General features: G+C 63.7%; 18 protein-coding genes. 13 read left to right on the forward strand and 5 right to left on the reverse strand.

Features of this window, described 5'->3' with window-relative positions; all coding sequences use genetic code 11:
• The first annotated feature begins 48 nt into the window (after positions 1-48).
• The 5 genes from NKI15_RS16835 to NKI15_RS16855 are packed head-to-tail and all read left to right on the forward strand — an operon-like array spanning position 49 to position 4,410.
• Positions 49-945: a carbohydrate ABC transporter permease gene (locus NKI15_RS16835; RefSeq protein ID WP_023682645.1), complete on the forward strand. Its 897-nt coding sequence runs from the start codon at positions 49-51 to the stop codon at positions 943-945.
• Between the two features lie 4 nt (positions 946-949).
• The gene (locus NKI15_RS16840) at positions 950-1,792 is read left to right on the forward strand and encodes a carbohydrate ABC transporter permease (RefSeq protein WP_023704785.1); all 843 of its coding nucleotides are present in this window, start codon (positions 950-952) and stop codon (positions 1,790-1,792) included.
• Between the two features lie 38 nt (positions 1,793-1,830).
• Positions 1,831-2,652 carry a sugar phosphate isomerase/epimerase family protein gene (locus NKI15_RS16845; RefSeq protein WP_023708129.1) on the forward strand — a complete coding sequence of 274 codons (822 nt, stop codon included), beginning with the start codon at positions 1,831-1,833 and terminating at the stop codon, positions 2,650-2,652.
• A 4-nt stretch (positions 2,653-2,656) separates the two neighbouring features.
• Complete coding sequence (locus tag NKI15_RS16850) at positions 2,657-3,382, forward strand: ribulose-phosphate 3-epimerase (RefSeq protein ID WP_023704783.1); 726 nt, start codon at positions 2,657-2,659, stop codon at positions 3,380-3,382.
• A complete protein-coding gene (locus NKI15_RS16855) occupies positions 3,382-4,410 on the forward strand; it encodes an ROK family protein (protein WP_023704782.1) in 1,029 nt (342 codons plus the stop codon). The genes NKI15_RS16850 and NKI15_RS16855 overlap by 1 nt, the downstream gene beginning before the upstream one ends.
• 77 nt (positions 4,411-4,487) lie before the next feature.
• On the opposite strand, the gene frp is transcribed toward NKI15_RS16855, so the two are convergent.
• The 3 genes from frp to NKI15_RS16870 form a co-directional block, all read right to left on the reverse strand.
• Positions 4,488-4,823 carry a fluorescence recovery protein gene (gene frp / locus NKI15_RS16860; protein ID WP_023704781.1) on the reverse strand — a complete coding sequence of 112 codons (336 nt, stop codon included), beginning with the start codon at positions 4,821-4,823 and terminating at the stop codon, positions 4,488-4,490.
• A 75-nt stretch (positions 4,824-4,898) separates the two neighbouring features.
• Positions 4,899-5,174 carry a hypothetical protein gene (locus NKI15_RS16865; protein WP_023704780.1) on the reverse strand — a complete coding sequence of 92 codons (276 nt, stop codon included), beginning with the start codon at positions 5,172-5,174 and terminating at the stop codon, positions 4,899-4,901.
• Positions 5,175-5,269: 95 nt separating this feature from the next.
• Positions 5,270-6,181 (reverse strand): LysR family transcriptional regulator, encoded by a 912-nt coding sequence (locus tag NKI15_RS16870; protein WP_352514640.1) that lies wholly within the window; start codon positions 6,179-6,181, stop codon positions 5,270-5,272.
• Positions 6,182-6,283: 102 nt separating this feature from the next.
• Here NKI15_RS16870 and NKI15_RS16875 point away from each other — a divergent pair, with 102 nt between their 5' ends.
• The 3 genes from NKI15_RS16875 to NKI15_RS16885 all read left to right on the forward strand — a co-directional run bounded on the left by NKI15_RS16875 (position 6,284) and on the right by NKI15_RS16885 (position 8,480).
• Positions 6,284-6,922, forward strand: a complete 639-nt coding sequence (locus tag NKI15_RS16875; protein ID WP_023686986.1) for a DsbA family protein — start codon at positions 6,284-6,286, stop codon at positions 6,920-6,922.
• Positions 6,923-6,974: 52 nt separating this feature from the next.
• Complete coding sequence (locus NKI15_RS16880) at positions 6,975-7,583, forward strand: NAD(P)-dependent oxidoreductase (protein WP_023667893.1); 609 nt, start codon at positions 6,975-6,977, stop codon at positions 7,581-7,583.
• 165 nt (positions 7,584-7,748) lie between these two features.
• Positions 7,749-8,480, forward strand: coding sequence for an SDR family oxidoreductase (locus tag NKI15_RS16885; RefSeq protein WP_352444527.1), 732 nt, complete (start codon positions 7,749-7,751; stop codon positions 8,478-8,480).
• Here NKI15_RS16885 and NKI15_RS16890 read toward each other — a convergent pair.
• Entirely contained in the window at positions 8,431-9,363 is a 933-nt protein-coding gene (locus NKI15_RS16890) for a LysR family transcriptional regulator (protein WP_352444529.1), read from the reverse strand. The genes NKI15_RS16885 and NKI15_RS16890 overlap by 50 nt on opposite strands.
• A 247-nt stretch (positions 9,364-9,610) precedes the next feature.
• On the opposite strand from NKI15_RS16890, the gene NKI15_RS16895 reads away from it, so the two are divergent.
• The 5 genes from NKI15_RS16895 (at position 9,611) to NKI15_RS16915 (ending at position 15,385) form a co-directional block, all read left to right on the forward strand.
• Positions 9,611-10,525, forward strand: a complete 915-nt coding sequence (locus NKI15_RS16895; protein ID WP_352444531.1) for a dihydrodipicolinate synthase family protein — start codon at positions 9,611-9,613, stop codon at positions 10,523-10,525.
• Positions 10,526-10,768: 243 nt separating this feature from the next.
• Positions 10,769-12,625 carry an ABC transporter ATP-binding protein gene (locus tag NKI15_RS16900; protein WP_352514648.1) on the forward strand — a complete coding sequence of 619 codons (1,857 nt, stop codon included), beginning with the start codon at positions 10,769-10,771 and terminating at the stop codon, positions 12,623-12,625.
• The gene (locus tag NKI15_RS16905) at positions 12,625-14,511 is read left to right on the forward strand and encodes an ABC transporter ATP-binding protein (RefSeq protein WP_023749751.1); all 1,887 of its coding nucleotides are present in this window, start codon (positions 12,625-12,627) and stop codon (positions 14,509-14,511) included. Before NKI15_RS16900 ends, NKI15_RS16905 begins: the two co-directional genes overlap by 1 nt.
• Positions 14,512-14,873: 362 nt before the next feature.
• Complete coding sequence (locus NKI15_RS16910; RefSeq protein ID WP_023667887.1) at positions 14,874-15,038, forward strand: DUF3309 family protein; 165 nt, start codon at positions 14,874-14,876, stop codon at positions 15,036-15,038.
• A 212-nt stretch (positions 15,039-15,250) separates the two neighbouring features.
• Positions 15,251-15,385, forward strand: coding sequence for a hypothetical protein (locus tag NKI15_RS16915; protein WP_352886406.1), 135 nt, complete (start codon positions 15,251-15,253; stop codon positions 15,383-15,385).
• Here the strand turns inward: NKI15_RS16915 and NKI15_RS16920 are convergent.
• Entirely contained in the window at positions 15,376-16,557 is a 1,182-nt protein-coding gene (locus tag NKI15_RS16920) for an MFS transporter (RefSeq protein WP_023704772.1), read from the reverse strand. The two genes, NKI15_RS16915 and NKI15_RS16920, sit on opposite strands and share 10 nt — an antisense overlap.
• Between the last annotated feature and the right edge of the window lie 17 nt (positions 16,558-16,574).

Raw genomic sequence — 16,574 nt, forward strand, 5'->3', positions numbered from 1 at the left:
GTTTTTGAAGCGCACCTTCCTCCTGAAGGCACATCCCAGGGGTCGCACATGACCGGGCAGAAGCGCTCCCACCATCGACTGAAACGAGCGGTCGCACCCTATCTCTATCTGTCACCATCGCTCCTCATAATCGGCCTTCTGATGCTGCTGCCAATGGTGACGGTGATTGGCTATTCGTTCCAGAACAGCGCGGTGCTGCGTCGCGACCCGTCCTTTGCCGGATTGAAACACTACCAGGCGATCTTTGCCGATCCGGTGTTCTGGGCCTCGCTGTGGCACACACTCTACTTCACCTGCATGAGCGTCGTCTTCCATATGACCATCGGCATGCTCTTCGCACTCATGCTGAACAGCGACCGCATCAATCCTACGCTGCGCAACATTCTGCGCGTGCTGTACATACTGCCCTGGCTGTTCACCGCGGTGATTATCGCGGTGATCTGGCGCCTTCTGCTCGAGCCGAATGGTGTCGTGAACAGTGTTCTCATGCAGATGGGCATCATCGGTTCCAAGGTCGAGTGGTTTTCCTCGCCCGCGACCGCGCTGCACGCCGTCACCTTCGCCAACATCTGGGCGGGCTACCCGCTTTTCATGGTCAGCCTGCTCGCAGGCTTGCAGGGCATTCCCAAGGATTTCTACGAGGCCGCCGATATCGACGGCGCGAAGGCCTACCAGAAGCTGATCTTCATCACCATTCCGCAGCTGATGCCGATCATCATCAGCATCTCGCTGCTCGACTTCATCTGGACCATGCAGGTCTTTCCATTGATCTGGATAACGACGGGTGGCGGTCCGATCTACTCGACCGAGGTCCTCAGCACCTACACGTACAAGCTGGCGTTTTCGAGCTACAACCTATCGCAGGCCTCGGCTAGCGCCGTGGTCATCCTGCTGATCTCTCTCGGCCTGACGCTGTTCTACATCCGCTATCAAAAGGCTCGGTAGTCACATGAGGAAAGGGCACACGCCGAAAGACAGGCTGATCACCGCCGCGCTCCATGTCGCGCTTGCCGCAGGGCTCTTTTTCGCGGCCTTCCCGATCTACTGGATGCTGAGCAGCTCGTTCAAGTCGAATACCGAAATCTTCGCCCTGCCGCCAACCGTCCTGCCGAAGGCCTTCACGCTGGAAGCGTATGCGGCCATTCTGGGCGACCCGGTAAAGCTGCGCTTCTTCTTCAACAGCTACTTCGTGGCCGGAGCGGTGACCGTGCTGACGGTGCTGATCGCCTTGCTGGCGGCCTACGGGTTCAGCCGTTTCAATTTCCGCGGCAAGGGCAGCCTCAACACGCTCATCATCAGCACGCAGACGATCCCGCCGATCACGCTTTTGATCCCCTTCTTCGGGCTTGTCGTCTCGTATGGCATCTTCGACACCTATGTCGCGCTGATCCTGACCTATCTGGTGTTCACGCTGCCCTATGCGATCCTGCTGATGACGGGATATCTGAACACCTTGCCCCGCGACCTCGATGAAGCGGTGGCTGTCGACGGCGGCACCAGTTGGACCGCACTGTGGCGGGTGATCGTCCCGATTTCACTGCCTGGTATCGTGGCGACGTCGGTCTACACCTTCCTGTTGTGCTGGAACGAATTTCTCTTTGCGCTGACACTGACGAAGTCGACGTCCATGCGCACCGTCCCGATCGGCATCCAGTTGTTGATGGGGCAACACGCATTCGAATGGAACCAGATGATGGCGATGAGCGTGCTCGGCTCGCTGCCGCTCCTGGTCATCTACCTGGTTGCCCAGAGGTTCTTCCTCGCCGGCATGACCGCAGGCTCGGTCAAGTAGCGTATCCCTCCAACGGAGGTGGATCAAGGAATGAAAGGATGACCGTGAAAGACCTGAAAGTCGGCTGCCAGACCTTTACCTGGGAAATGCTCGGGGACCGCTTCGCCGGCGGCCCGGACGATCTGCTCAAGGCGATTGCCGATGGCGGCTATGCCGGCATCGAGATCACCGACACGATGATCGGCCGCTATGCCGGCAAGCCGGCGGAGTTCGCGGCCGCGCTGAAATCATCCGGACTGACGCTCGTCTCCTTCGCCTTCGGCTCGAAGAGCGGTTTCACGCTCAGGGATGAGATCGGCGCCGACCTCGAGACCGCCAAACGCTGGATCGACTTCGCCGCCGCCTTTCCCGGCGCGCTGGTGTCGATGGGCTCGGCCACGATCGTTTCCGACGGGCCGCGCGACGGCAAGTTTGCCACCGCCGCCGAGGTCTACAACAAAGCCGGCGAACTCGGGCGCGAGGCCGGCGTCCAGGTCGCGGTGCATCCAAGCTCGCATCACAACACGCTGCTGTTCGACCGCGCCGACTACGACCGCATCTTCGGGCTGCTCGACGCCTCGCTGGTGGGCTGGGTGCCCGACACCGGCCACATCTTGCGCGGTGGCCAGGACATGGCGGATACGCTCACCACTTATCGCGACCGCATCCGCTATGTGCATCTGAAGGATGTCGACGCGAATGGAACCTGGGCGATGCTGGGCAAGGGCGTCTGTGACACGGCGAAGGTGATCGAGATCGCTGGTGCTGCACCCAATTTCAACGGCTGGCTGGTGCTGGAGGAAGAGTCCGAAACGGCCGCCGCCGACCCTGCCGGCGCCGTCAAAACCAACCGCCAGACAATGCGCGGCTACGGAGCCTGAGACGATGACGACGAACAAGCCCCTGTCCGGCCCCGCCGCATTTGCCGCCCTGCCGCGCAACCGGCTTATCGGCGAGTTTTCGCTGTGGTCGGCCGACCTCGCCAATATGGAGCGCGATTTGAAGCGCATCGAGACCCATGCCGATGTCCATCATATCGACGTCGCCGATGCCCGCTTCACCCCTGGCTTCCTGTTCTTCCCGGACCTGGTGGCGCACATCGCCAAGCTCACCGCAAAGCCTATCCATGTCCATTTGATGGTCGAAGCCGAGATCGTCGAGGAACAGACGCGCCAGTTCATCGAGGCCGGCGCCGACCTGATCAGTGTGCACGCCGAAAACGGCGAGACCGGTCTGCGCGCCGTGAAACTGGCGCGTGAACTCGGGGCCGAGGCCGGCGTGGTGCTGCGGCTGGAAACACCGGTCGCGGCCGTCACGCCCTTCCTGCCGGAAGTGGCATTCGTGACGCTGCTCGGCACTTCCATCGGCGTCAAGGGCCAGAGCCTGTCGGAGCAGGCGTGTCCGCGCCTGATCGAGGCGCGCGCGCTGATGCGCAAAGCCGGCCGCGAGGCCGACATCGTGCTCGCCGCCGATGGCGGCATCCGCCACGAGACCGTGCCCTTACTGCGCGCCGCAGGTGCGGAGACCGTGGTGCTGGGCTCGCTGGCCTTCGGCGATCCCGACCTTGCCCGGCGCATGGCCTGGCTGCACGGGCTGGAGGTCGCCGCCTGATGACCAAGCTTGCGCTGGCCTTCGATCTCGGCGGCACGGCGCTGCGCGGTGCGCTGGTCGAAAGCGATGGCCGCATCGTCGCTCATGCTTCAGCGCCGACGCTTGCCGGTGCGGGATCGGAGGCGGTGATCGGCCAGATCGTCGCTCTGGCAGGCACGCTGCTTAGGGAACACCCGCAGGCAAACGTCGCCGGCATCGGCGTCGGCGCGCCGGGACCGCTCGACCCCAAGGCGGGCATCGTGATCGCGCCGCCGACGCTGGCCGGCTGGCACGACGTGCCGCTGATCGACATTCTGGGGCAGCATTTCGGCCTGCCGGTGCGGCTGGAAAACGACGCCAATGCGGCGGCGCTCGGCGAATGGCGTTTTGGCGCCGGACGCGGCAGCGGATCGCTGGTGTTCGTGACCGTATCGACCGGCATTGGCGGCGGCGTTGTCGCCGATGGCCACATCTATCACGGCAGGCGCGGACTGGCGGCTGAGATCGGCCACATGACCATCACCGGCGAAGGCGACCGCTGCTTCTGCGGCGCCATCGGCTGCTTCGAGGCTGTCGCATCGGGAACCGCGCTTGGCCGCCGCGCGACGCGATTGACCGCGCCCGGCGACGGCTCGCTCTTACGACGGCTGTCAAATGATGGCGACGTCTCGGCCAGGCATGTCGTAGAGGCTGCCAAGGCCGGCGACGCCAACGCTCTCGACCTGATCGAGGCGGAAGCACAATGGCTGGGCATCGGCTTCACCAATCTCTTGCATCTCTATTCGCCCGATCTGATTGTCATGGGTGGCGGCCTTTCCAACGGGTTCGACCTTCTGGCACCGTCGATCAGAGCGGTCATCCAGCAGCGAGCGATGCCGGCCTATCGCGACGTGCCGGTCGTGCAGGCTGAACTCGGCGACCGCGCCGGTCTGATCGGCGCCGCGAGCCTGATCCTGCGGGAAGGCGAACCGGGTGCGCCGCTGGCGATGGCGCAGGACGACAAGGACAGAGGCGCGACCGCCGATGCCACGGAGGCACGCCATGGCTGAACTCGAGCTGCGCGGCGCGCGCGAAGATGGTGAATGGTCCAGTTTGAATGCAGCGCCAAGGTCCCCGAAGAGGACCCCTACCCTTCGCGATTCCAGCTGGCGTATTTTCGGATCGTTTGCCGCTTGTCTTCCGACAAGCCAACAAGGAGATTCTCCTCGAGATAGCCTTGCCGGATGAGATTGGCGAAGACCTGTATTAGCTGTGAATAGCGATAGTCGAACATCTGGTCGATCTTCCGTCGCTGCTGCCGCAGAAAGTCTTCGACATCCCATATTTCGGAAGGGGTTGCCGCAACGTGGGCCCTGCTCTTGAGTTCAGCCAACGTCTTGTCGAGCGCCACTTTCAGCGCTGCGTCATAGGCAGTGCGGGCGACTTTCTTTTCGGACGGAGACCATTTCTCACCAGCGGTCATCGACTGTCTCTATCGTGTTCGCGGCGGCCGTCATCCGGTAACCCTGGGACGCAGGACCCCGCCTTTGGGACCAATCTACTTTCCGCAATGGTGATCGTTGACCTTGTTCAGCGCATTCGCGTCCGGCCCGACCCGGTCGTAAGAGCACGGGCCGGCCGCCGTGGTGATCAGCATTTTGTCATAGTAGCGCGGGCCGCCGAACAGGGCGTAGATGAGGTCGCGATGGGCGGGGACGTAGCGTTCGGGTTCTGGCTGACGATGGCGATGCTTGTCCTTGGCGACAGCCGCTGTGGACAGGCTGCAGCCGACAGCGAGAGCGAGCATGCAGGTCACAAAGATCTTGGTGGTCATCGGCAGTACCCTTCTGACGGTTCGGAATCGCAGCATATCCAAAAGCGCCTGCCGAACAAAGGTTCCCTCGCCGGCATTGCCGGCCGGTGCCGAAATCAGCCCGCACTGCGCGCGCGCCGCCGTTCGGCTGCAACCAGGAGGTCGACGAAAGCGCGCACCTTGGCCGGCCTGAAGCGCGCCGGCGGGAAGACGGCATGGATGCCACCGGACGGCAAGGTCCAGTCCGCGAACACCCGCACCAGCCGGCCGCGCGCAATGTCGTCGGCGACACTGTAATCCGGAAAGATGCCGAGGCCGATGCCGGCCAGCACGCAGGACAGAACGCCCGGTGTCTTGTCGCAACTGACGACAGGATTGAGTTCGGCCAGCACCGTTTCCGTGCCCCTCGAGAACAGCCATTGGCCCACCCCGCGCAACTGGGCGTTGCCGACCCAGGGCAGCGACTTCGCCTGCCTGGGCCCGGCATTCCCAGGCAGCATCTCGGCCAGTTCCGGGCTGGCGACGACGAATTGCTGCAGGCTGCCCAGCCGCCGCGCCAGATTGCTGGAATCGGCAAGCCAGCCGACGCGGATGCCAAGATCGATCTGCTCGTCGACCAGGTTGCTGACCGCATCGTCGAAGATCGTCTCGACCCGCATTTTCGGGTATTTTCTGAGATAGGCGGCGATGGTCGGCGCCACGACCTTCTCGCCATAGTCGAGCGGCGCCGTCAGCCGCAGCGTCCCCGTCGGTTGCGCCGCGCGCTGCGAAATGTCGCCATAGGCTGCCTCCGCCTCGCGCAGGATGATCGCGGTCCGGTCATAGAACAGACGACCCTCTTCGGTCGCCGTCACGCGCCGCGTCGTGCGCCGCAGCAGCGTTGCACCGAGCTCTTCTTCGAGCTTGCCGACCTGATGGCTGACCACAGCCTTGGCAACATCGAGACGGTCGGCAGCGGCCGTGAACGAGCCGGTCTCCACCACGGTGGCGAAGTAGACGAGCCGGTTGAGATTGAGGAGTTCGGTCACAGGCAGCTCATTGTATGATTTGATCAGACAGATTGTATGATTGATCGCTATTTTTCGCAACCGGTCCAGCTGTCATCTATCGGGCAACAGAATGAGGCCGCCATGACCAATGCAACCCTAACCTATCTTTTCGACCCGCTCTGCGGTTGGTGCTATGGCGCCACGCCGATGCTGGATCGACTGGCCGCCGGCGGGACCGCGCTCCAACTGCTGCCGGTGGGGCTTTTCTCCGGTGCCGGCGCGCGGCCGCTGGATGCTGGTTTTGCCGCCCACGCCTGGGACAATGACCAGCGCATCGCGCGGCTGAGCGGACAGCGCTTCAGCCAGGCCTATCTCGACAATGTGCTCAATGTCAGCGGCACCTTGCTCGATTCTTCCGCTGCCACCATGGGCATCAACGCCGCCGGGCTGGACGACTGGCGCCAGGAACTTGCGGCACTGAAGGCGATCCAGCATGCCCGCTATGTCGACGGCCGCGATATTGTGACGGTTGACGGCGTCGCCGCGGTACTGACCGACGCCGGCATGAGCGACGCGGCAAAGCTTTTGAAAGCGCCGACGCAGCCGTTTCTGGCGAAGCATGACGACCTGGTCAGCCGCGGGCGGATGTTGTTCCAGCGGCTGCATGTCAATGGCGTTCCCGCGCTCGCGGTGATCGGCCAAACGGCGCCGCGCCTGATCGGCGCCAACGCGCTGTTCGGCAGCTACGACAATCTCGTCGCTCACATCGAGGCGGCGTAGGCCCAGAAATTCTCCCCAGATGAAATTCTCCCCAGACGAAAGGAAAATCCCCATGAAAATCGCACTTATCGGCGCGTCCGGCCAGGTCGGCTCGCGCCTGCTTAAGGAACTCTCCGATCGCGGGCACAGCATCACCGCCATTGCCCGGCATCCAGACAAGATCGCGGCACTTCCGGGCGTGACTGCCAAGAAGGGCGACGTCTTCGACAAGGATGGCCTTGCCGCCCTGATCAAGGGGCATGACGCGGTGATCTCCTCGGTTCATTTCCTCGACAGCGATCCCGATACGCTTATCGCAGCCGTGCGTGCTTCCGGCGTCAAACGCTACCTCGTCGTCGGCGGCGCCGGCAGCCTTGAGGTTGCGCCCGGCAAGCGCCTGGTCGACACGCCGACCTTCCCTGATATCTACAAGGCCGAGGCGCAGAAGGGCGCCGACTTCCTCGACACGCTACGGACGGTCGACGATCTCGACTGGACCTTGCTGTCGCCTTCGGCGCTGTTCGTCGCCGGCGAGCGGACCGGCAAATACCGCATCGGCAAGGACACGCTGCTGACGTCCGACAAGGGCAGCAGCATTTCCTTCGAGGACTACGCCATCGTCATGGCCGACGAGATCGAAAAGCCGGCGCATATCAAGCAGCGCTTTACGGTCGGCTATTGAGCGCACTTCTATTGACAGGTGGGCCACTCGACGGAGTGGCCCGCGTCGGTTCCTATCGACGATAGTGCCATCGGAGTCTCCGATGGCACTATCGCTTTCTTCCGTTTCCACTCCTGCCGCCGGTCTGCGACTCTCGCCGGAGCGGTTCAGGACAGGAACGGAAACATGGCAGACATCGCAAAATCGAAAATCGCTATCATTGGCGGCAGCTCCGGAATGGGGCTGGCGTTGGCAAGGCGGTGCCTGGACTCAGGCGCCGAAGTCATCATAGTCAGCCGCAGTGAAGCCAGGCTCAAGCGTGCCGGCGAGGCGCTGCAGAACCCTTCCGCTTTGAGCGCCGTCGCGGCCGATATCGCCAGGGAGGATCAGGTCGCTGACCTGTTCAAGCGAATTGGCCGGCTCGACCATATCGTCAGCACCGCCGCCGACATCGAAGGCGCCTATGAGCTATTGCCTTCAGTCGACCTGAAGGCGGCGCAGCGGGTCGTCGAAAGCAAATTCTACGGGCCGCTGCTGCTCGCCAAGCATGGCGCGCCGCAGCTTTCGGCCAACGGCTCCATCATCTTCACCTCAGGCATCGCCGCCTACCGGCCGGCGGCGCGCGGCTCGGTCGTTGCCGCTGTCAACGCTGCGCTGGAAGGGTTGGTGCGGGCGCTGGCGGTCGAGCTGGCGCCGGTCCGTGTCAACGCCGTCTCGCCGGGCTGGGTCGACACGCCGATCTGGAGTTTTGTGGCCGGCGACAAGAAGGACGAGACGCTCGATGCAATGGCCAGGCGCCTGCCGGTCGGCCGCGTCGGACAGCCGGACGACATTGCCGATGCCATCGCCTTTCTGATGGGCAACGGTTTTACGACAGGGACGGTTCTGCATGTCGAGGGCGGTCATCGGCTGATCTGAGCGCAGCGAAATTCCTGGCCGCGGCCGCCAGCAGCAGTTTCAGCGCCGGCGGCTGAACCCGCCGGCGGCGCCAGACCATGACCAGCGACGCCGTGCGGGCCGACCCCGGCCACGGCAATTCGACGATCTCGCCGCGATCGAGCGCGTCGGCAACGGCCAGCCGCGGCACCAGGCCCATGCCGACACCAGTCGCCACCAGGCCCGCAATGGCGCCGATGCTGCCGACTTCGGCGGCAAGTTCTGGCGCTGCAATCTCGGCAAAGGCAGTGTCGAACAGATGCCGGTAGACGCATCCGGTTTCCGTCACCACGAAACGCATCGCGGCGAGCGCGGCCAGGTCGTTCTGTCGCGATGCGGCCGCATCTTCGGGCGAGGCGACAAGGACCAGCGGCTCGGCCGATATCGTGCGCCTGGCCAAGCGTTCGTCCAGACCGCTCTTGTCGAAACAGAAGGCGACGTCGATCTCGCTCTCTTCGAGCTGGCGCAGCAGGGCGTCGCTGCCGGCGATTTTCAGCCGCAGACCGATCTCCGGGTGGTCGCCTCGAAAGGCCGCCAGCCATTGCGGAAGTTTGACAGTGGCAATCGTCTCCAGCGCGCCGACCGTAACCGTTCCGGCGGTCATTCCCGTCGTTGCCTCGACGGCAATACGCGCCTCCTCCGCCAGTTGCAGAATCTCTTCCGCATAGGGTTTCAGCGCGTCGCCGGCCGTCGTCAGGTCGAGGCCGTGGCGCGAGCGGATGAAGAGGACGACGCCAAGTTCGCTTTCCAGCGACTGGATCTGGTCGCTGACGCTCGACTGCGCCAGATGAACCTCCCGCGCTGCGCGGGTGATATTACGGTGCCGCGCCACGGCGAGGAAGGTCTTGAGCAATCGTGGGTGCATGCCGTTTCCGGATCTGTCTCTGTTCGACATTTCGGGCTTGGCTGGTCCACTTGCAACCCTGGTCCATTTGCAACCCATTGACGCCGGCGTCATCTGGTTGCGGCAGACCGAAGGGCCAGAATTTCGCGGCAATGACCCGCAAGTTTTCCCACGGCCGGCGCGGTGGCCCAAGAGATCGCCTCTGGCAGATCGCATCGTACGTATGCTCTATGCCAAGCTGATTTCCAGCACCGATGGAAGGACCGACATGCCCCGCCCGCAAGGAACCATCGCCCCGATCCTGACGCCGTTCGAGAACGATGGCCGCATTGCCCGTGACCTGTGGATCTCACATGCCAAATGGGTGCTGGGCCAGGGCGCCCATTTGCTGTCGCCGTTCGGCACCACGGGCGAGGCACTGTCGCTCTCGCTCGACGAGCGCATGCAGGCGCTGGAATGGCTGGTTGCATCAGGCATTTCGCCGGGGCGCATGATGCCCGGCACCGGCGTCACCGCATTGCCCGAAACCGTCGAACTGTCGAAGCACGCGGTCGGCCTCGGCTGCGCCGCCGTGATGGTGCTGCCATCGTTCTTCTACACGGCCGCCGGGGACGATGGCCAGGCGCGCTACTACAGCGAGCTGATCGAAAGGGTGGCCAACCCGGCGCTGAAGATGATCCTCTACCACATCCCGCAGAACTCCGGCGTGCCGGTAAGCCCTGCCCTGACCGCCCGGTTGAGCGCGGCGTTTCCAGAGACGGTCGTCGCCTACAAGGATAGCGCCGGCGACTGGAACAACACGGCGGCGGTGATTGCCGCCGCACCCGACGTCGCGGTGTTCCCCAGCTCGGAGGCGCAACTGACCAAGGGGCTCGCCAGTGGTGCTGCGGGCTGTATCTCCGCGACCGTCAATCTCAACGCTGCGGCCATCCGCGCCCTCTACGACGCGACGATCGCTGGCCAAGACGTCACGGAAGCGGACGCCGCGATCAGGGCGTTCCGCAAGGTGATCCAGGATGCAGGCCTGATCCCGGCAATGAAGGCCGTGCTGGCGGTGCGCTCCGGCGACAAACGCTGGCTCAACCTGCGCGCGCCGCATGAGAATGCGACGCTGGAAAGCGGCAAGGCGCTGCTCACTGCGTTCGGTCCCGCAGCCGATCACATTGGCCGAGGTCACGCATGATGGCGGTTGGCGCAACCCACATGCTCGCATCTTTTCAATCGGCCTAAAGTGACGAGCCTGCCGCCTCTAACGCCGACACGGGCTTAAGCGGTCGCGGACGATCAGCCCCTTTCAGGCACAGTGCGATGCCGCCATTGGCCCTTGAACGGTCAAAATGGAGGCGTACCATCGCGGCATCTGAAACTGAGTCTTCTTCATTCGTCTGGGCTAATGTCCGGACCGGATTGGATATTTTCCTTGGCAATGGATGCAACCCGCGGCGCGGCGAAGCGCGGCAAATCGTTTGCCCATGTGGCGGAGGCGTCCTGGGGCAAGGGCCTCAGCACGCTGCTGCGCATCGTGCGCATGACGTTGCGCCATCCCTGGCAGGTTGCGGTCACCATCGCCTCGACCTTCATCGCCGCGACGCTGCAGCTGTTCATCCCGCGCCTGCTGGGCCACGCCATCGACCAGGCGCAAGGCGTGATGGCTGGAGGCGGCGGCGCGGCGGCTGAGCAGGCGCTGTGGACGACGGCGATCACCTTGCTCGTCGTCAGCATCCTGCGCGGCCTCTTCACGATGGCGCAGAATTATTATGGCGAGGCCGTCGGCCACCGCACCGGCTATGAGCTGCGCCTGGCCTTCTACGAGAAGATCCAGCGGCTGAGCTTCTCCTTCCATGACCGGGTGCATACCGGTGACCTGATTACGCTTGGCCTGCTCGACCTCGACGGCGTGCGCATGTTCTTTTCCACCGGCATATTGCGCGTGGTGCTGCTCGGCGTGCTGATCGGCGTCGGCTCCTATCTCCTGATCAGCACCGATCTCGAGCTCGGGCTGCTCAGTCTGAGTTTCGTGCCGTTCGTCGCCTGGCGCTCCTCGGTCACACAGCTCAGGCTGCGCAGCACCTGGCTGACGCTGCAGGAGCGGCTGTCAGTGCTGAGCCGGGTGATGGACGAGAATCTCGGCGGAATCCGCGTCGTGCGCGCCTTTGCGGCGCAGCGGCATGAGCTGGAAAAATTCGACCGCGCCAAGAAGTCGGCGCTGGAGCTTGCCGACCAGCGCGTCGACATCCGCGTCTCTAACACCAGCGCCATGAATTTTTCCTTCCTGGCGGCCATGGGCCTGGTGCTGTGGTTCGGTGGCCAGAAGGTGATGGCGGGCCAGATCAGCGTCGGCACGCTGGCGCAGTTCCTCACCTTCATGACCATCCTGCAAATGCCGGTGCGCCAGCTCGGGCTGATGGTCAACTCGTTCGCCCGCGCCTCGACCTGCGGCACAAGGCTGTTCGAACTGCTTGACGCCGAACTCGACATTCAGGATGCGCCCGATGCCAAGGATCTCGTGGTCACCAAAGGCGTGCTGCGCTTCGACAATGTCGGCTTCCGCTACGCGGGCGCCGGCGGCCGGCCGGCACTGTCGGGCATTTCCTTCGAGGCCCGGTCCGGCGAGACCGTCGGCATTGTCGGCCCGCCGGGCAGCGGCAAGTCGACCATCGCGCATCTGATCCCGCGCTTCTACGATGTGACGTCAGGCGCGATCACCATCGACGGGCAGGATATACGCGAGGTCACGCTGCAATCGTTGCGCAAGGCGGTCGGCGTCGTGCAGCAGGACGCCTTCCTGTTCACCACCTCGATCGAAAACAACATCGCCTATGGAAATCCCTGGGCACGCGAGACCCGCATCGGGCAGGCGGCTGAATACGCCCAGTTGCACAATTACATCATCGGGCTTCCGGCCGGCTACACCACGGTCGTGGGCGAGCGCGGCTCATCGCTTTCCGGCGGCCAGCGGCAGCGCCTGACCATCGCCCGCACCCTGATGCTGCGGCCTTCGGTGCTGGTCTTCGACGATTCCACCGCGGCTGTCGACGCCGGCACCGAGCAGCGAATCCGCACCGCGATGAAGCGCTTCGCCAAGGACCGCGTGACGCTGATCATCTCGCACCGGCTGAGCTCGCTGATGCATGCCGACCAGATCCTGTTCGTCGAGAATGGCCGCATCGCCGAGCGCGGCACGCACCAGGAATTGTTGGCGCTGGGTGGACGCTACCGCGCGCTTTACGACCTGCAGCTGCGGCCGGACGACGATTTGCCGGTGGCGGTGGGAGCCGTATGATGTCGACACAGAACGACGACCAGAAGGAAGACACCAGCCGGCGGCCCACCAGGGCCGTCGTCGGTTCGCACCGCGACGAGGAAGAGGTCTTCGGCAAGGTCTACGATCCGCGTATCGTGCGCCGCATCTGGAGCTTCGTGAAACCGTATCAGGGCCGGATCTTCATCTCGGTTGCCGCCGTGCTGGTGTTCACGCTGACGCAATTGGCGATCCCGCTGGTCATCCGTTACGCCATCGACCACGGCATGGCCGCTGGCAAGGCCGACCGCTCGGTGATGAACTGGGCGATCGGCGCCTTCGCTCTGATCATCCTGATCAACTATGGCGCCAGCTATGTCCAGGAAAGTGTCGTCGGCAAGGTGGCCGAGAATGTGCTGTCGGATTTGCGCCGCGCCATGTTCAGCCATCTGCAGCGTGTGTCGCTGAGCTTCATGGACAAGACCGAAGTGGGACGGCTGATGTCGCGCCTGCAGGGCGACGTCAATTCCATGCAGGAATTCCTCGAGACCTCGGTGATGTCGGTGGGCGACATCGTGCTGCTGTTCGGCATCGTCAGCGTTCTGTTGTGGCTCGATTTCCGGCTCGGTCTGCTGACGCTGTCGACCATGCCGGCGTTGTTCATCGTGCGCCTGTTCTGGCTGCCGCACGCCAAGGTCGCCTTCATGGCCGCGCATGAGACCAACTCGATCGCCAATGGCGCGCTGGCCGAAGGCATCCATGGCGTTCGCACGGTGCAGAGCCTGGAGCGCCAGCACGTCAATTTCGACCTTTATGACGAGAAGGTGCTGGCCAATCTCAGGACCCACCTGACCTCGGCCAAATATGCGCAGGTGATGGTGCCGATCGTCGACACGCTGACCGGCATTGCGATGGCAACCGTGATCGTCGTCGGCGGCTCGATGGTGCTGTCGCACAGCCTCGACATCGGCGTCATGGTGGCGTTCCTGTTCTATATCCAGCGCTTCTTCGACCCGATCCGCTCGCTCACCATGCAGTACTCGGTCATGCAGCGCGCCATGGCGTCGGGCCAACGCATCTCCGAAGTGCTGGACGTATCGGTCGACGTCAGCGACAGACAAGGCGCGGTGACGCTGACGCGCGACATGGACGGTTCGGTCGAGTTCAGGAACGTCACCTTCGGCTACCGGCAGAACCAGCCGGTGCTGAAAAACATCTCCTTCCGCGTCAATCCGGGCGAGACGGTTGCGCTTGTCGGCCCCACCGGTTCGGGCAAGTCGAGCTGCATGGCGCTGGTGCACCGCTTCTATGATGTCTGGTCGGGCGAGGTGCGGGTCGGCGGCCACGATGTGCGCGACGTGACGCAGGATTCGCTCGGCGACCAGGTGGCGATGGTGCTGCAGGAGCCGTTCCTGTTTTCCGGCACGGTGCTGGAGAACATCCGCTACCACAAGACATCGGCTACCCGCGAAGAGGTTGTGCGCGCCGCGCAAGCCGTTGGCGCGCACGACTTCATCAAGCATTTGCCCGATGGCTACGACACCGAGCTCGAACAGCGCGGCGGCAATCTGTCCCTCGGCCAGCGCCAGCTGATCAGTTTCGCCCGGGCGCTGGTCGCCGATGCGAAAATCCTGGTGCTGGACGAGGCCACGGCGAGCATCGATTCCTACACCGAGATGCTGATCCAGAAGGCACTGGTCACGCTGCTGGAAGGCCGCACCGGGCTGGTCATCGCGCACCGGCTGGCGACCATACGCGGCGCCGACCGCATCATCGTCTTACAGAACGGCGAGATCGTCGAGAGCGGAAATCACGAGCAGCTGATGGCGGCCAAGGGCCTCTATGCCAGGCTCTACAACATGAACTACGCATCGTTCGACGATATTGCCGAGGAAGACATAGGCGCGCCGGCCGGCAAGGCGACGTGAGCTGCTGCCGGTTCAGCTCGACTGGGAATGGTGCGGGGCCAAAACTCGTCGTCGACCAATTCGGCTTCAGATGACGACACGTTTCAGCTCGCCTTCCAGCGTAAGCCCGGCGTCACGCCTGCCGCGCGTTCAGGTGGAGGAGCGGCCGGCCGCCTAAAGGCAATCCCGCGTAAATTCTGAATTCTACGCGCCGCCTGGCGCGCGATGCACGCGCAGCTTGCGCCTGAACCTCAGCAAACGCCGTCATGATGGCTTTCGTTCCTTAGCCGTCGGATGAAAATCGCCGGGGAACAGGAAGGCTTGCTGGGAGTTTAGTTCTTCGAGCCGCGCCGTGAACGGCGCGGCAGCGAAGGAGACGGCATATGGGCCTGGGTACCATTCTTATTATCATCCTGATCATCGCGTTGCTCGGCGGCTTCAGCGGCCTCGGCGGCGGCCCGTTCTACGGCACTGGTTACTATGGCGGCGGTGGCCTCGGGCTGGTGCTGATCATCGTGATCATTCTGGTTGTTCTCGGGCGAATATAGCGTCGCCATTGGCGGCCGCCGAGTTTCTACGGCGGCCGCGTTTTCGCCTGACATCGAGGTTTGAAGACATGGCAGCTGAAGACATTGCTGGTCCGGACTGGGCCGGCGTCGGCGCGAGCGAGAGCGAACGCGACGAGCTGGGATATCCTAATGGTGGCACTATCCGAAGGCGGCGGGCGTAAGCTGCAGACCCCGACACCCGCCTGGCGGCCGTGGCGTTCATCGAGGCGGATCGGACGCTTCGAGAAACCCAGGACGGCGACGAGGCGGGTCCGGCCTTTCTCGCTATTGTCGACAAGGGCAGCATCGGCCTGAAGGCCGCAATGGCAGGCAAGCCTTACGCCTGAACGCGGTCAACCCGCCGTAACTCCGCCAGCAGAAACACCACCAGCACGCAGCACAGCAGGCCAAGCGACAATGGCAGTCCCTGATGTCCGGTCAGTTGCATCGCCAGCCCGGCCACGGGTGAGCCGACGATGCCGCCTACCCCCCATACGAACGCGAAGGCGGCATTGCCGGCGATCAAGGCTTGACCGGTGAAACGCTCGCCGAGCTGGATCAGCGACAGCGTGTAGATCCCGAACGAGACCCCGCCCCAGACGAAGAAGAGCGGCCAGACAAGCCATGTAGCGAAGAGCAACGGCAACAGCAAACAACCGGCCAGGCAAGCCAGGACACAGAACAGCATCATCGGCTTCGAGCCAAACCGTTCGGCGGCGCGCCCAAGCACGACCTGCAGCACGGCATTGCCGGCGATGAAACAGGTGATGAGCGAAGCGATGCGCTGCTCAGTGCTGCCGAGCGCGGCACCATAGACCGCGAACAGCGAAAGCAGGACTTGCTCGAAGGCGGCAGCCGTGAAGACTGCGAACAAGAGCAGCGGCGCCAGCGCGAAGAAGCCGCCGACCGACACCGCTTCGCCCTCACGCGGCATGTCGGGCAGGCGTGGCGCGACGGCAAGCACGATCAGGCCGCAGACAAGGAAGGCCGCGCTGCCGATGATGAAGGGTGGCCATCCTTGCGTGCCGACCAAGCCTAGCGACAGCGGGCCGAGGCCAAAGCCGGCGGAAACGATGGAGGAGTATAGGCCCATGATGCGACCTCGGCGTGCGGCGGGTGTGATCGAGACCAGCCAGGTTTCACTGATCACGTAAAGCGGATTGGCAAAGAAGCCGAGCAGGAAGCGCAACGGCATCCAGGCCCATACATCCTGCGTCCAGGCAATCGCGATCAGGACGGTTGCTGCCAGGATCGAACACACAACCGCAAAGCGCGCCGCGCCCACCCGCCGGACCAGCGCCGGCGTGAAGAGCGACGATATAATGAAACCCAGAGGCGTCATCGCGGCCGAGAGGCCGATAAGGCCCGGTGTCGTCCCTTGCCGTTCCAGGATGAAGCTGAGCAGCGGATACGTCAGCCCCTGTGCTATGGCGAACACCGTAACTGTCGCGATGATGCCGGCCATCGCGGCCCATGCGATGTGGTTCTCCGGCGGTGACGTCGCGTCTTCGGCGCTCATGCCGGCTTCGAAGCAGG

It is taken from the genome of Mesorhizobium sp. M0862, assembly GCF_040319795.1.
Classification (GTDB): Bacteria; Pseudomonadota; Alphaproteobacteria; order Rhizobiales; family Rhizobiaceae; genus Mesorhizobium.